Annotated in this window: 13 protein-coding genes and 1 pseudogene; 5 read left to right on the forward strand and 9 right to left on the reverse strand. The window is 65.2% G+C overall.

Translation table 11 applies throughout. The features are described 5' to 3' along the window. Window positions 1-14 precede the first annotated feature (14 nt). Together AB7O82_RS17530 and htpG are read right to left on the reverse strand one after the other, a co-directional pair. Window positions 15-887: a TauD/TfdA dioxygenase family protein gene (locus AB7O82_RS17530; protein ID WP_428542019.1), complete on the reverse strand. Its 873-nt coding sequence runs from the start codon at window positions 885-887 to the stop codon at window positions 15-17. A gap of 325 nt (window positions 888-1212) precedes the next feature. Further along, window positions 1213-3123: pseudogene (gene htpG, locus AB7O82_RS17535) on the reverse strand (molecular chaperone HtpG); the annotation flags it as partial. A 169-nt stretch (window positions 3124-3292) separates the two neighbouring features. Here htpG and AB7O82_RS17540 point away from each other — a divergent pair. The 4 genes from AB7O82_RS17540 (at window position 3293) to AB7O82_RS17555 (ending at window position 5213) form a co-directional block, all read left to right on the forward strand. Further along, complete coding sequence (locus AB7O82_RS17540; protein WP_428550493.1) at window positions 3293-3511, forward strand: hypothetical protein; 219 nt, start codon at window positions 3293-3295, stop codon at window positions 3509-3511. 26 nt (window positions 3512-3537) lie between these two features. Then, on the forward strand, window positions 3538-3783 hold the full coding sequence (locus tag AB7O82_RS17545; protein WP_428550496.1) for a hypothetical protein: 246 nt from the start codon (window positions 3538-3540) through the stop codon (window positions 3781-3783). A gap of 45 nt (window positions 3784-3828) precedes the next feature. Next, window positions 3829-4629 carry a hypothetical protein gene (locus AB7O82_RS17550; RefSeq protein WP_428619868.1) on the forward strand — a complete coding sequence of 267 codons (801 nt, stop codon included), beginning with the start codon at window positions 3829-3831 and terminating at the stop codon, window positions 4627-4629. An 80-nt stretch (window positions 4630-4709) separates the two neighbouring features. Then, a complete protein-coding gene (locus AB7O82_RS17555; RefSeq protein WP_428550501.1) occupies window positions 4710-5213 on the forward strand; it encodes an invasion associated locus B family protein in 504 nt (167 codons plus the stop codon). Window positions 5214-5237: 24 nt separating this feature from the next. On the opposite strand, the gene AB7O82_RS17560 is transcribed toward AB7O82_RS17555, so the two are convergent. The 7 genes from AB7O82_RS17560 to AB7O82_RS17590 all read right to left on the reverse strand — a co-directional run bounded on the left by AB7O82_RS17560 (window position 5238) and on the right by AB7O82_RS17590 (window position 12825). Continuing rightward, window positions 5238-7370 (reverse strand): adenylate/guanylate cyclase domain-containing protein, encoded by a 2133-nt coding sequence (locus AB7O82_RS17560; RefSeq protein ID WP_428550504.1) that lies wholly within the window; start codon window positions 7368-7370, stop codon window positions 5238-5240. 9 nt (window positions 7371-7379) lie between these two features. Further along, complete coding sequence (locus AB7O82_RS17565) at window positions 7380-8123, reverse strand: RraA family protein (protein WP_428550507.1); 744 nt, start codon at window positions 8121-8123, stop codon at window positions 7380-7382. A gap of 14 nt (window positions 8124-8137) precedes the next feature. Further along, window positions 8138-9238 (reverse strand): calcium:proton antiporter, encoded by a 1101-nt coding sequence (locus AB7O82_RS17570; RefSeq protein ID WP_428550524.1) that lies wholly within the window; start codon window positions 9236-9238, stop codon window positions 8138-8140. Window positions 9239-9571: 333 nt separating this feature from the next. After that, window positions 9572-10525, reverse strand: a complete 954-nt coding sequence (locus tag AB7O82_RS17575) for a branched-chain amino acid ABC transporter permease (protein ID WP_428550510.1) — start codon at window positions 10523-10525, stop codon at window positions 9572-9574. Further along, window positions 10522-11367 (reverse strand): branched-chain amino acid ABC transporter permease, encoded by an 846-nt coding sequence (locus tag AB7O82_RS17580; protein WP_428550513.1) that lies wholly within the window; start codon window positions 11365-11367, stop codon window positions 10522-10524. The genes AB7O82_RS17575 and AB7O82_RS17580 overlap by 4 nt, the downstream gene beginning before the upstream one ends. A 2-nt stretch (window positions 11368-11369) precedes the next feature. Beyond that, window positions 11370-12074 (reverse strand): ABC transporter ATP-binding protein, encoded by a 705-nt coding sequence (locus AB7O82_RS17585; protein WP_428550516.1) that lies wholly within the window; start codon window positions 12072-12074, stop codon window positions 11370-11372. After that, window positions 12067-12825, reverse strand: coding sequence for an ABC transporter ATP-binding protein (locus AB7O82_RS17590; RefSeq protein ID WP_428550519.1), 759 nt, complete (start codon window positions 12823-12825; stop codon window positions 12067-12069). The genes AB7O82_RS17585 and AB7O82_RS17590 overlap by 8 nt, the downstream gene beginning before the upstream one ends. A 123-nt stretch (window positions 12826-12948) precedes the next feature. Here AB7O82_RS17590 and AB7O82_RS17595 point away from each other — a divergent pair, with 123 nt between their 5' ends. Continuing rightward, the gene (locus tag AB7O82_RS17595) at window positions 12949-14172 is read left to right on the forward strand and encodes an ABC transporter substrate-binding protein (RefSeq protein ID WP_428550522.1); all 1224 of its coding nucleotides are present in this window, start codon (window positions 12949-12951) and stop codon (window positions 14170-14172) included. The last annotated feature ends 205 nt before the right edge of the window (window positions 14173-14377 follow it).

The following is a 14377-nucleotide window of genomic DNA, read 5'->3' on the forward strand; positions in this document are numbered from 1 at the left end:
AGGTGAAGGCGGGGTCAGCCCGCCATGACCGGCTCACGGCCGACGATGGTCGTGCGGTGCATGACGCGACGCTCGTTGGGATCATGCGGCGTCACGGCATGGACGGTGCACCGGTTGTCCCACATCAGCACGTCGTCGGGTTCCCATTCGTGCCGGTACATGTACTTGGGCTGGGCCGCAAACGCCGTGAGATCGGCGATCAGCCGGCTCGTCGCACTGTCGTCCAGGCCCTCGACGGCGTCGTTGTAGATCGAGCTGATATAGAGCGACTTGCGCCCAGTGACCGGATGGCGGCGCACCATCGGATGCCACACCGGCGGCATGGCCGCCTGCTCGGCCGCCGTCGGCGCCGGCGAGCCCACGACCCGGTGCAGCATGCTGAAATCGTGGCGCGCCTTGCGGCCTTCCACAGCGCTGCGCAGGCTTTCCGGCAGATCGTCGTAGACCATGTACATGTTGATGAACTGCGTGATCCCGCCGGTCCGGCTGATCTCGATGCCGTGCAACAGCGAGCCCATGCTCGGCATCGCCCGGTAGCTGCTGTCGGTATGCCACTGCTGCGACGAGGAGAGCTGCTTTTGCGACGGCTCCGAAGGGCGCATCAGCCGACCCTCCTCGTCGACGTTCGAGACCAGGAATATCTCCGCCACTCTCTCCGAACGGAGATGAAGGGAGGTCTGATGGAAGATCTCTGCATCACCGAAATGACGCGTGAACGTCACGTGCTCGCGATCCGTGACATGCTGCTGCGGAAAGACCAGGACGAGGTGCTTCATCCAGGCGTCGTTCACCGCCTTCAACGTCTCGGCATCCATGGGCTGGCGCATATCGACGCCGTGAACTTCGGCGCCGAGGGCAGGATGTCGTGCCTTGACCGTGATCGTCATGTCGGCCTCCCGGAAAGCTCGTGTCGATCGCAACGCCAAAAAGATAAGCCGATCGTTGCTGACGGTCGAGCCGTCGGCGGGCTCTTCTCATTCTCCTCCCCAGCTTCGCTGGGGCTGCGCGAAGGCGCGCGCTTCGACCTTGCGACCTGGAGGTGCTGCCGCCGGCGCGACGTCATGCTCATGCGGACCGCGGGCGTCCCGCCCGCTCATGAGAAGAGCGGGCGGGACGCCCGCGGTCCGGTAGAATCATGTCCCCGCCGACGCCGTAAAACGGCGACACCACCCCAGATGAGCTGGGGCGGAGAATTCGCTCCGATAACGAGGGCACGCCGCGCACGACCAGCGCGTTCAGGCGCCTGGCGAAGGCGGCCGGATCGGCCGGCATCTCGCCGTCGAGGATGTGGGCCTGGTCGAGCAGCAGGAAAGCGATATCGGCCGCCTCCGCTTCGCGCTTCTCGGCGTGTGCATGGGCCATGGCGCGGACCAGCTCGTGCCCCATGTTCAGCTCCAGGATCGGCTTGGTGCCGCCGCCGCGGTTCTGGCGGGCGAGCAGGCGTTCCAGCTCGCGATCGCGTCCCTGCTCGCTCGCGACCAGGCACGCCGCACTGTCGGTCAGGCGCTGCGAGGCACGCACATCGGACACCCTGTCGCCGAGAACCGCCTTCACGGTCGCGACAAGGGCCTCGTCGTCCTGCTTTGCGGCCTCGCGTTCGGGCCGATCGGCTTCGGTCTTGTCGAGCAGGGGAATCAGCCCGAAATCCACGTCGCCCTGACTCAGCGACTTCAGCTTCTTGCCGCCGAACTCCTGCGGCATCACGGTCCAGAACGCGTCGATCGGATCGGTAAGCAGCAGGACCTCGATACCGCGCGCGCGCGCCGCCTCGAGCTTGGGGTTGGATCTGATCCGCTCGGCGCTTTCGCCCACCAGGTAGTAGATCTCGGTCTGATTGGGCTTGAGATCGGCGACATAGGTTTCGAGGCTGCGCAGCCCGCCGCCGGCCGTGGTGGAAAACCGCGCCAGGGCGAGGAGCTGGTCGCGCCGCTCCCGGTCCTCGTACAGGCCCTCCTTGAGGACCGGGCCGAAGGCTTCCCAGACCTTGGCGTAGGTCTCCGCGTCCTTCGTCGCCGTGCTTTCCAGTTCGCCGAGCACGCGGCCAGTCAACCCGTTTCGGATCTGCGTCACCTGCGGGTTGTTCTGCAGCATCTCGCGCGAGACGTTGAGCGGCAGATCCTCGCTGTCGACGACGCCGCGCACGAAGCGGAGCCAGGCCGGCAGCAAGTCGGCATCGTCGGTGATGAACACCCGACGCACGTAGAGCTTCACCCGGCCTTTGCGAATCGGGTCGGCAAGATCGAACGGCGGCGTCGTGGGAACGAACAGCAGGACGGCGTACGACTGCCGGCCCTCGACCTTGTAGTGCAGCGTGAGCGCCGGCTCGTCGAATGCCATGGTGAGCGAGCGATAGGCCTGGGTGTAGTCCTCGGGCTTCAACTCAGACTTCGAACGTTGCCAAAGTGCGCTCGCGGCATTGATCTGCCGCCCCTCGCCCTTGTCATCGACGAGCTCGATCGGAAACAGGATGTGGTCGGAATAGCTCCTGACGATCCGCTCGATCTCGAACGGCTCGAGGTAGCGCTTGGAGTCCTCCTTGAGGTGAAGCACGATCTCCGTGCCGCGCGACACGCGGGCCGCCTGCTCCGCGCTCGCCGGAGCGACCTCGAAGCCCGAGCCTCCGGACGACGCCCAGACCCAGGCGTCATTCGCGCCGGCGCGGCGGCTCGTTACCGTGATGCGATCCGCGACCATGAAGGCGGCGTAGAAGCCGATGCCGAACTGGCCGATCAAGCCCGTTCCTTCCTTGGCCTCCGACAACCCCTTCAGGAAAGCCTTGGTGCCCGAGCGGGCAACGGTGCCGAGATTGTCGACCAGCTCCTGGCGGTCCATGCCGATGCCGGTATCGGCAATCGAGAGCGTGCCATTCGCCTTGTCGGTCGCAATGCGAAGGACGAACCTGTCGGCGCCGGCCAGGAGCTCCGGGTGGGCGATCGCTTCATAGCGCAGCTTGTCACAGGCATCCGAACCGTTGGAGATCAGCTCGCGCAGGAAAATGTCCGTCTCGGAATAGACCGAGTGAACCATCAGGTTCAGGAGCTCGGCGACTTCCGCCTGGAACGGGCGGGTCTGAGACTGGGCCGCCTCGTCGGGGCGGCTCGCCGATGCGCCGGCGTCGTCCATCTCGTCCTCTCGTAAGCTGTGCAAAACGGCCGCTGGATATAATAAAAATCGAGTTGTAGGCCAAGACCATGGCGCGGCAAGAATTTACTGGCAGTCGGGCTGAAAAATCAGCATTCAGGGGATGTGGGGGCGGTCACCCGGGGCGGTGGCCCGCCGTGGGACGTCCGAGATGATCTTCGAGCTCAATATTCTGCATGGAATACTGGCGCTTGCCGCCATTGGATGCGCCTATCTGGCGCTGCGCGAGGTCCGGCGGCAGTACGTGTCGGTATGGCGCCTGTTCGTTCCGCCCTTCCTGGGCTGCGCGGTCGCCTTCGGTCTCGTGCTGATCCAGCTGGCCGCCAACTACCGCCCTGGCAGTTCGGCGTCGCCCTGCTGGCCGGTCTGATCGCGGGCGCCGCCCGCGGCATCACGATGCAGGTGCAGATCGATGCCTATCGGCCACGCTTCCAGGCACGGCCCGTAGCCAAGCGTGTCCTTCTGTGGGTGGCGATCGTGCTGGTTCTCAGCGTCGCGCTCGACGCGGTAGGAGCCCTCCAATCGCCGAACCTCGAATCGTTGCGCTATCTCGCAGCCATGCTGGCGACCCTCAGTGCCGGCGCGCTCGTCGGGCGCGCGACCGCCGTCACTGCACGACTTCGCTATGCGCACTGGAGTTGAGCCCCGTAACCCGGCGCGTGACGAGGAGGATCGATTGAAGATCGATTGGCCGACCACTACAAAAATCGCCCCGGTCAGCCCTCGAGGTGCTGCTTGAGCCCCATCGCCATATCCGCAATCGCCTTCTGCCTCATTCTGGCTGGCACCATCGGGGGCGCAATGTTGCGAGCGAGGCTGCCGGAACCGCACCTGACGGGCGACTCCAAGGAAGTCATTCGCTTGGCGACCGCGCTTGTCGGCACCCTGACCGCCGTGGTCCTGGCACTGCTGTTCGCGGCGACGCGAACCTCTTTCGAGCACACCAGCGGCTATGTCAGCCGGCTGGCGGCCGACATCACCGAGCTCGACGAAACCCTCGAGGATTACGGGCCTGAGGCGATACCAATTCGCAAGCAGCTGCGCGCGGAGATCGGTCCGTTGATCGACTCCATCTGGCAGGAAGAGGCGGCACGAGCCGGTCGTCGGATCCATCTGAAATCGGCACGCGGCGCCTCGGCGACCTACCTGCTGCGACAACTCCAGCCACAGAATCCGCAGCAGGAAGCGTTGCAGGCGCGCGCCCTGGCGATCAGCAGCGACATCGCGCAGACCCGGCTCGCCCTGTTCGCCCAGCCGCCCGACTCGGTGTCACATCCATTCATCGTCGTGCTCGTGTTGTGGCTCACTTTCATCTTCACGACCTTCAGCATGTCCGCCAAACCGAACGCCACGCTCACCATCGTGCTCGGCGTATGCGTTTTGTCCGCCTCGGCGGCGGTCTATCTGATCCTCGAGCTCGGGCTGCCTTTCGACGGCTTGATGCAGGTCTCGAACGATACCCTGCGAGAGGCCCTCAGGCCGATCTGACCGCCCCCCTTGTCAGGCCGGTCGAAGTCCTTGATTTTCCCGTCAGCTCAGGTGCTTGAGTCGATGGGGGAACTGAACGCATGGTGCCGCGCAACGTCACTCTAGACCGCATGGCCTTCCTCGGCCTGCTGATGGTCCTCGCCACGTCCGGACTGCCCGCAGGCGCCGCTGCCCAGGACAACGTCGCCGCCTGGCGGGTCGAATGCGCCGGGGACGGCAAGACTCTCGATTGCCGCGCGATCCAGCAGATGATCAACCGTGAGGACAAGCAGGTGGTCGTGGTGGTGTCGGCCAGAATTGCCCCCGACACCAAATTGCCGGTCCTCACCATCCAGCTGCCACTCGGGATCAGCCTGGTCGAACCGATCCAGTTCAAGGTCGACAATGGCGCGGTCGAGCGTCAGCCGGTCCAGACCTGCACGAACGTGGGCTGCATCGTCACCATTCCGCTCAAGGACCCGCTGCTCACCGCCCTGCGCAACGGCACGCTGCTGAAGATCGCCATACAGGACACCAACAAGCGCACGATCAACATCGACGTGCCGCTGCTGGGCTTCAGCCTGGCTTTCGACAAGATCAAGTAGGCGCCGAGCTCCGCCGGCCTGGACCTAGAGCTTCAACAGCCACGCCTCGACGTGGCCCTTGCCCTTCACCTCGATTGGACCGCGTGGCTCGAAGACGAACTCGTCCTTGAGCCGCTCGTAGACCGGACGCGTCACCTGGATCATGTCGGGCACGCCGCCGGATTCCATGCGACTGGCCAGGTTCACCGTATCGCCCCACAGATCGTAGATGTACTTGCTCTTGCCGATGACTCCCGCAACCACGGGCCCGGTGTTGATGCCGACCCGCAGCTTCATCGACACCTTGTTCTCCAGCGCGTGCTCGCGAGTGATGTGCACCATCCGGATGGCCATCCGCACCATGCGGGCCGCATGATCGGCCACCGGAACGGGCAGGCCGCATACCGCCATGTAGGCATCGCCCACGGTCTTGATCTTCTCGATGCCCAGATCCTGCGCCGCCTCGTCGAAGCGGCTGAACAGCCCGTTCAACAGGGTGACGACCTCAGCCGGCGGCATGTCTGCCGACATCGCCGTGAAGCCGACCAGATCGGCGAATGCCACCGTGACCTCGGCAAATCCGTCGGCGATGCTCATCTCGCCGTCGCGCAGCCGGTTGGCGATCGGCGCCGGCAGCACGTTCAGCAACAGCTCCTCGTTCTCCCGGTTCTTGGTCTCGATGATGATGTTCTTGTCGCGCAGCTCGCCGACCATGGCATTGAAGGAATAGCAGAGCTGGCCGATCTCATCGCGCGTGCGCACGGCCACCTTGGTCTCGTAGTTGCCGGCGGCGAAGCGCCTGACCCCGGATGTAAGCTCACGCAATGGCCCGAGCAGGGAGCGCGACAGCCAGGCAGCGATGACGAGCACGACAAGCAGCGCGGCGGCGCCGACGATGACCAGCTCCCGTTGCAGCTGCCGCATGGGCGCGAACGCCTCCGACACGTCGATTGCGGTGACCAGGCCCCATTTGACGCCGGGCACATTGACGGGCCCCCACGAGGCCAGCGTTTCGCTGCCGAGATACCCCTGAACCTCCCCTGTCCCTTCGACACCGCCCAACGCCGCTCGGCTCGCTTTGGTTTCGACGTGCTGGTTCAGGATCGGGGTACCGTGCCGTCTTATGTCGGCGATGTCGCTTTTCGACGTCCGATCGGCCTCGAGCTCCGAGAAATAGCGGTCGCGGTTCTCGAAGAACTGGCGCGGCGAGGAACGGACAAGCTGGTCGGGTCCGACCAGGTAAGCCTCTCCGGTGGCGCCGAACCCTTCGTAACGCCAGCGTCGCCGACTGGTGACGATGTTGTCGATCTCGTCGATCGACAGCTCGGCCACCAGCACGCCGACAACGGCGCCATGCTCGATGATCGGTGCCGCCATGAAGGCCACGGGCAGGCCGTTTGCCGGCAGGAAATCGGCGAAGTCTTCCAGACAGGTTGCCGTCGGATCGGGTGACTGGGCGCAGCGCGCCGCGGCCGCAGCGAGGTTCGACCGCCGGTATGGACCGGCCAGAAGCGACGAGCCGAAATCCGCATCTTTCTGAACCGAGTAGACGATGTGGCTGGTCCTCTGATCGACGATCATGAAGTCGGCGAATCCAAGGGTCAGCGCGACGGTTCGCATCAGCGGGTGGTAGATCGCATGAACGCGGCTGTAGACGCCGCCGTCGGCCGCGGCGTCCAGCAGCGCGCGCCGATCGGGCGGATAGGGATTGGAGACGATGAACCAGTTCTGCAGAAAGTAGGGAGCCGATCCAGCCGGCAGGAATTCCTCGACCGTCGCCTTGTCGTTCGTCAGGCGACGCGCCATCGGCATGTACTGCTCCTGGTACCAGTCGACGACGCGCTTGCGCACCTCCGGCGGAACCGGCGTGCGCTCGAGCTCGTCGACAGCGTCACGAAAGCCCTGCAGCGCGTCGACCACCATCTTGGTGCCGGAGATCACGCGCATCTCCCGCCGGATCGTGCGGAAATAGCCTTCGATCTGATGCGCCTTGGTCTCGCGCATCGCCGTCAATCGGTTGAAGATCGATTCCTGCAGGGCATCGCGCGCCCGCATGTAGCCCAGCACGCCGGTGATCAGCACGCCGATCGCGCCAAGCAGCAGCAGCACGGCAAACAGCTTGGCCGCGAGCCCGAATCGTGCCGGCCTGAAGATTGCCGGCGACGGGTCGGACGACATGCCGGCCTGCTATTCCTTCTTGGGCGTGTAGGCGCCGCCCGACGAGGCGGCGCGCACCTCGGTCGCCGTCCTGGCCTTGCGCAGCAGGACGAGGCGCGCCGCCTCGTCATCCAGCATGGCGCGCGCATTCTTGACGATGGCAGGCGCATGAACCGGCGGGAACTTGACGGCGCCGTTCTCGTCCATGTGGATGAGATCCCCAGGCGCCACGTCCATGCCGCCGACCGAGACCGGAGCATTGACCGACTGGACGGCCATTTCGCCGTGGCCCGCGGTCACGCCGCCCAACAGCAGCTGGAAGCGCAGCTTGCGGATGGCGTCGATGTCGCGCGACGGTCCGTTGGACAGGAGGCCCACGCAGCCCACCGCCATCATCGAGCTCACCATCATCTCGCCGGCGAGGCCTGCCTTGTTGTGCAGCTCAGGCGGCCATTTCTGCTGGATTACCAGGATGGTGGGCTTCTTCATCGCGTCGAGCGCATCGATCACGTTCATGAAGGACAGCCGGCCGCTGTAGTTCGGATCAGGCAGGCCGTAGACGCAGGTCACGGCATAGCCGACGACCGGTCCCATCTCGGGATAGAGGCAGCGGATCGACGTATCGGTATACCAGTTCTCGGTCCACGGATTGTAGAGACCGAGGCACAGCGGATTCTTGGGATAGGTCGCCACCACGTTGGTGATGGTCGGCGTGTCGATCTTGCGCAACTCGGCCAGGATGGTGTCGTCGAGCGCGGCGGACGATTCGGTCATGTCGGCTTTCCCCCTTACGGAACGAATATCATGAAGACGAAGACGGCGAACAGCACGAGATGGACGAAGCCCGGCAGGATGTTGGTGCGCCCGCCCACGAACGTGACCAGGCTGACGCCGAAGGTCAGCACCAGCATCGCCATGTCGTGCTGGTCGATGCCGAGTTCGAGCGGCTGCTTCAGCACCATGGCCAGGAGGCTGACGGCCGGAATGGTGAGGCCGATGGTCGCCAGCGAGGACCCCAGTGCGAGATTCAGGCTCTTCTGCAACTCGTTGCGACGCGCCGCCCGCAGCGCCGCCAGGGTCTCCGGCATCAGCACCAATAGCGCGACCAGCAGGCCGACGGCTTCGGTCGGCGCCCCGAGTTCCAGGACCATGGTCTCGATCGATCCCGCGACGCCCTTGGCGAGCAGAACCACGGCGACCAGGCCGATCATCAGCAGGGCCACGCTCTCCCAGACCTGGCGCGGCGCCGGCGCGACGCCATGGTCCTCCCCGCCGTCACCCAGATCGGACAGGAAATAGTCGCGATGCCGCACGGTCTGGACGTAAAGGAAGACGGCATAGAGCGCCAGGGTGGCGACGCTGACGAAACCGAGCTGCGCCGTCGAATAGTAGGCGCCGGGCGCGCTGGTGGTGTAAGTCGGCAGGATCAGGGTCAGGGTAGCGAGCGGCATCAGCACGACCAGATAGGCGTTGATGCCCGGCAGGCGGAAGCCCTGTTCCCCGTGGCGCAGGCCGCCCACGACGAGGCACAGCCCGACCACGCCGTTGCAGACCACCATGATGACGGCATAGACGGTCTCGCGCGCGAGGCCCGGCTGGCCCTTGCCGGCCAGCATGATCGACAGGATCAGCGCGACCTCGATGACCGTGACGGCAACGGTCAGCACCAGGGTGCCATAGGGCTCGCCGGTGCGGTGGGCGATGACGTCGGCATGGTGCACGGCAGCGAACACCACCGCCAGCAGCACGCCCAACCCGGCCAGCGACACGACGGCCCCGAGCGCTTCGGACATCGCGGTAGCCCCGGCGGCCCAGGTGACCGCCAGGGCCGCCACGAGCCCGACGATGGGAATCGTCCGTGCCAGAAAACGCCTGCGCGCCGCCGCCATCACCGTCCTCGTCCATCGCACCGCACCGCCTTCGATATAGCAGGCCGGTGCCTGGATTTGATCCCGAAGGGGTTGGTCCCCGTACGCGTTAAAGTAGAAGGAAACCTCATCCTGAGGAGCGCCCGCAGGGCGCGTCTCGAAGGATGGACCACACAGGAGATCGTTGGAAATGCCTTGTCGCAACGCCCTCACTGTTGCCGACCAAAGGGCGAAGGCTACTTCGCCCGAATCGAGACGCGGCCCTCCGGGCCGCTCCTCAGAGGTGAGGTCCCCTTGTAATTTAACGCCTGGAGCTTGCCCCTGCCGGTCAGCGATAAGCCGGCCGCGCAGCCGTCAGTCGTCGCCCGCCGCGGGGCGGGACGTCGTTCGTCTTTTCCAGAATTCGGCAATCTCGCCGACCAGACCCTTGCGGAAGGCGATGACGATGACCACGAAGATGGCGCCCTGGATCACCAGCACGAACTCGCCGGCCGAGGCGAGGTAGTTCTGCATGGTGATGATGACGAAGGCGCCCACGACCGGGCCGACAATCGTGCCGAGGCCGCCCACCAGGGCCATCAGGACGACCTCGCCGGACATCGCCGCGCTGACGTCGGTCAGGGTGGCGAACTGCAGCACCATCGCCTTGGTCGAACCGGCGAGGCCCGCCAGGGCGGCCGACAGCACGAAGGCCAGGAGCTTGTAGCGGTCGGCCTCGTAGCCGAGCGACACCGCGCGCTGCTCGTTGTCGCGAATCGCCTTCAGGATCTGGCCGAACGGCGAATGGATGAAGCGGTAGATCGCGCCGTAGCCGAACAGGAAGATCGCCAGCACCACGTAGTACAGCACGCGATCGTCCTTCGTCGGGATCAGCCCGCCCAGCAGCGCCTTGCGCGGGATGCCCTGCAACCCGTCCTCGCCGCCGGTGAATGGGGCCTGCACGCAGAAGAAGTAGATCATCTGGGCGAAGGCGAGCGTGATCATGGCGAAGTAGATGCCCTGGCGACGGATCGCCAGCGCACCGGTCACCAGCCCGAGCGCGGCCGCGCCGCCGACGCCGGCCAGAAGCCCAACCTCGGGCGGCAGGTCCCAGGCCTTGACCACGTGACCGTAGAAGTAGCCCGCCGTGCCGAAAAACATGGCGTGCCCGAAGCTCATCAGGCCGGCATAGCCCAGCAGCAGGTTGAAGGCGCAGGCGAACAGCGCGAAGCAGAGCGCGGTCATCAGGAACACCGGATAGGCGACCCACGGCGCCGCCAGGGCGGCGGCGGCGATGACGAGCGCGATGACGGTACGCTGGCCGGTCATTTGGTCTGCCCGAAAAGGCCGGCCGGCTTGACCAGCAGCACGATCGCCATGACGACGAAGATCACCGTGTTGGCGGCCGGCGGGTAGTACACCTTGGTCAATCCCTCGATCAGGCCGAGCCCGAAACCGGTGACGATCGAGCCCATGATCGAGCCCATGCCGCCGATCACAACGACGGCGAACACGACCAGCACCAGGTTGGTGCCCATCAGCGCCGACACCTGCTGGATCGGCGCCGCCAGCACGCCGGCCAGCGCGGCGAGCGCGACGCCGAGCCCATAGGTGAGCGTGATCAGGCGCGGCACGTTGATTCCGAAGGCGCGCACCAGGGTCGGGTTCTCGGTGGCGGCGCGCAGATAGGCGCCGAGCTTGGTGCGTTCGATGCCGTACCAGGTGGCGAGGCAGATCACCAGCGCCGCCACGACGACGAACAGCCGATAGCTCGGCATGATCATGAAGCCGAGATCGGTGCCGCCGGTGATCGGCGCCGGATAGGGCGCCCCCGAGGAGCCCCATTTCCACTGGAACAGCCCCTCGATGATCAGCGCCAGGCCGAACGTCAGCAGGAATCCGTAAAGGTGATCGAGGTGGTAGATGCGCTTCAGCAGCAGCTTCTCGAGCACCACGCCGAACAGGCCGACGATCATGGGCGCCAGCACCAGCGATGCCCAGAACGGCACGCCCAGGATGCCGAGCATCAGCCAGGCCGCGAAGGCACCCATCATGAACTGCGCGCCGTGCGTGAAGTTGATCACGTTCAGCATGCCGAAGATGACGGCAAGCCCCAGGCTCAGCATGGCGTAGAAGGCCCCGTTGACGAGGCCGAGGGCAATCTGTGCCATCCCTATACTCCGAGATAGGCCTGCAGCTTGCCGATGCTCTGCTGAACATCGGCCGAGCCGATCATGTCGACCACGCGGCCGTCTTCCATCACGTAATGGCGATCGGCCACGGTGGCGGCGAAGTGAAAATTCTGCTCGACGAGCAGGATAGTGAAGCCGCGGCCCTTGAGCTGACGGATGATTTCGCCGATGCGCTGCACGATCACCGGCGCCAGCCCTTCGGTCGGCTCGTCGAGCAGCAAGAGGCTCGCCCCCGTGCGCAGGATGCGGCCGATCGCCAGCATCTGCTGCTCGCCACCTGACAGCTTGGTCCCCTGGCTGCGCCGCCGCTCCAGGAGGTTGGGGAACAGCTGGTAGATCTCGGCAAGGCTCATGCCGCCCGACTGCACGACCGGCGGCAGCAACAGGTTCTCCTCGACGTTGAGGCTGGAGAAGATGCCGCGTTCCTCCGGGCAGTAGGCGAGGCCCAGCCGGGCGATCCTGTCGGACGACTGCCCCACCGTCTCGCGCCCGTCGAACGTCACCGAGCCGGAGCGCTTCTCGACGATGCCCATGATCGACTTCAGCGTCGTCGTCTTGCCCGCGCCGTTGCGGCCGAGCAGGGTCACCAGCTCGCCACGCGCAATTTCGAATCCGACACCGTGGAGGATATGCGACTCACCGTACCAAGCCTGCAACGCATCGACCTTGAGCAACATCTCAGCCATGGCCAGTTCCGACATACGCTTCGACAACGGCGGGATTGGTCGATACTGTGGCATAAGGTCCCTCGGCCAGGACCTCGCCGCGCGCCAGCACGGTGATCGTGTCGGACAGGTCGGCGACGACGGACATGTTGTGCTCGACCATCAGCACGGTGCGATCCTTGGCGACCGAGCGGATGAGCTGGGCGATGCGCTTGATGTCCTCCTGCCCGAGGCCAGCCATCGGCTCGTCGAGTAGCATCATCTCCGGCTCAAGCGCCAGCGTGGTGGCGATCTCGAGCGCCCGCTTGCGGCCGTAAGGCAATTCCACAGCCGGCAACCGAGCGAAATTGGTCAGACCGACCGCCGTGACCAGCTCGTGAGCGCGCCCGTCCAGCCGACGCAGCACCTTCTCCGAGCGCCAGAAATGGAAGGAATTTCCCAGCTTGCGCTGCAGGGCGACGCGAACATTCTCCAGCACCGTCAGATGCGGAAACACCGCCGAAATCTGGAACGAGCGGGCGAGTCCCATACGGGCGATCCTGGCCGGCGAGCTGCCGGTGATGTCGCGCCCATTGAACCGGATCTCGCCGGCCGTCGGGACCAGGAAATGGGTGAGCAGGTTGAAGCAGGTGGTCTTGCCGGCGCCGTTCGGGCCGATCAGGGCATGTATGGTATGCCGCTTGATCCGCAGATCGACATTCTTGACCGCGACGAAGCCTTTGAACTCTTTCGTCAGTCCCCGCGCTTCGAGGATTGTTTCGTCCTGCGCCATCCACCTCCCCTGAACCTCGGCGAATTAATAGAAGCAGGACGCCGCTGTCCAGCACTGGCGCACGACTTGACCGGTCGTTAGATTTCGGGCCCTTACGCGGGGAGTAGTTTTGGGAGGGTGCGTATGAGTTTTGCGAATTGCGTGCGTTATTGCAGTGCTGGCGTGGCCGTCGCCGGCCTGACAGCGCTGGGAATGGTGGCGGTGGCGCAAGCCCAGGCGCCGGCACCGCTCAAGATCGGCGTGACGGAGGGTTTCTCCGGCGTCTATGCCGATCTCAACCTGGGTGAAGTCGAAGCGGCGCAGATGGCGGTCGAGGATTTCGGCGGCAAGGTGCTGGGGCGGCCGATCGAGATCCTGTCCGCCGATCATCAGACGAAACCCGATATCGGCGCCCAGATCGCGCGCCGTTGGTACGATGTCGACGGCGTCAAGATGATCACGGGTATCGGCACATCATCGGTCGCCCTCGCAGTGCGCAAGATTGCCCAGGAAAAGGGGATGATCGATATCAACACCGGCGCCGCCTCGGCCGACCTGACAGGCCCGGCCTGCTCGGAGACCGGCGCGCACTGGGTGTACGATACCTATGCCCTGGCCAAGGTGACGGGCGGCGCCATCGTCAAAGGCGGCGGCGATTCGTGGTACTTCCTCACAGCCGACTACGCGTTCGGCCATGCCCTGGAACGTGACGTCACAGCCGTCGTCAAGGCGGCCGGCGGCAAGGTGCTGGGCGGCGTCAGGCATCCGCTCAGCACGCAGGACTTCTCGTCCTACCTGCTGCAGGCGCAGGCTTCGAAGGCCAAGATCGTCGGTCTCGCCAATGCCGGCCAGGACACCATCAACTCGATCAAGCAGGCCGGCGAGTTCGGCATCGTCAAGGGGGGCCAGCGGCTGGCGGGGCTCCTTGTCTTCTCGACCGACGTGCAGTCGCTCACCCTGCCGGTGGCGCAGGGGCTGGTTCTGACCGAGGCGTTCTACTGGGACCTCAACGACGAGACGCGCGCCTGGACCAAGCGCTTCCGCGCCAAGCGCGACAAGATCCCGAGCATGCTGACGGCCGGCGTCTATAGCTCGGTCACGCATTACCTGAAGGCCGTGCAGGCCGCCGGCACCGACGAGGCCAAGCCGGTGATGGCCAAGATGCGCGAGCTTCCGGTCAACGACGTCATGACCAAGAACGGCAAGCTGCGCGAGGACGGCCGTCTGGTGCGCGACATGTACCTGTTCCAGGTCAAGTCGCCAGCGGAGTCGAAGAACAAGGACGACATCTACAAGCTGCTCGCCACCGTGCCGGGCAATGAGGCTTTTCGTCCTCTCAAGGACGGCAAATGCCCGTTCGTGAAGTAGTCGAGCTTTTTCACAGCAACGAGAAAGGGCGCCCGCGGGCGCCCTTTTTCGTGCGAGGTTACAGCGACGTCTTTTTCCTCCTCCCCAGCGAAGTTGGGGAGGGGTCGGCGTCTTCGCCGACGGAGGGGTCATGGCTCTTGGACCGCGGGCGTCCCGCCCGCGCACGTCAAGTGGGGGGGGGGCGCCGGCGGGACGCGGGATTCCT

The sequence above is a fragment of the Reyranella sp. genome, from assembly GCF_050185545.1.
GTDB lineage: Bacteria > Pseudomonadota > Alphaproteobacteria > Reyranellales > Reyranellaceae > Reyranella.

Coding starts and splice junctions, on each gene's coding strand:
- AB7O82_RS17530 (WP_428542019.1), bottom strand. CDS start 887: ATGACGATCACGGTCAAGGCACGACATCCTGCCCTCGGCGCCGAAGTT.
- AB7O82_RS17540 (WP_428550493.1), top strand. CDS start 3,293: ATGATCTTCGAGCTCAATATTCTGCATGGAATACTGGCGCTTGCCGCC.
- AB7O82_RS17545 (WP_428550496.1), top strand. CDS start 3,538: ATGCAGGTGCAGATCGATGCCTATCGGCCACGCTTCCAGGCACGGCCC.
- AB7O82_RS17555 (WP_428550501.1), top strand. CDS start 4,710: ATGGTGCCGCGCAACGTCACTCTAGACCGCATGGCCTTCCTCGGCCTG.
- AB7O82_RS17560 (WP_428550504.1), bottom strand. CDS start 7,370: ATGTCGTCCGACCCGTCGCCGGCAATCTTCAGGCCGGCACGATTCGGG.
- AB7O82_RS17565 (WP_428550507.1), bottom strand. CDS start 8,123: ATGACCGAATCGTCCGCCGCGCTCGACGACACCATCCTGGCCGAGTTG.
- AB7O82_RS17570 (WP_428550524.1), bottom strand. CDS start 9,238: ATGGCGGCGGCGCGCAGGCGTTTTCTGGCACGGACGATTCCCATCGTC.
- AB7O82_RS17575 (WP_428550510.1), bottom strand. CDS start 10,525: ATGACCGGCCAGCGTACCGTCATCGCGCTCGTCATCGCCGCCGCCGCC.
- AB7O82_RS17580 (WP_428550513.1), bottom strand. CDS start 11,367: ATGGCACAGATTGCCCTCGGCCTCGTCAACGGGGCCTTCTACGCCATG.
- AB7O82_RS17585 (WP_428550516.1), bottom strand. CDS start 12,074: ATGGCTGAGATGTTGCTCAAGGTCGATGCGTTGCAGGCTTGGTACGGT.
- AB7O82_RS17590 (WP_428550519.1), bottom strand. CDS start 12,825: ATGGCGCAGGACGAAACAATCCTCGAAGCGCGGGGACTGACGAAAGAG.
- AB7O82_RS17595 (WP_428550522.1), top strand. CDS start 12,949: ATGAGTTTTGCGAATTGCGTGCGTTATTGCAGTGCTGGCGTGGCCGTC.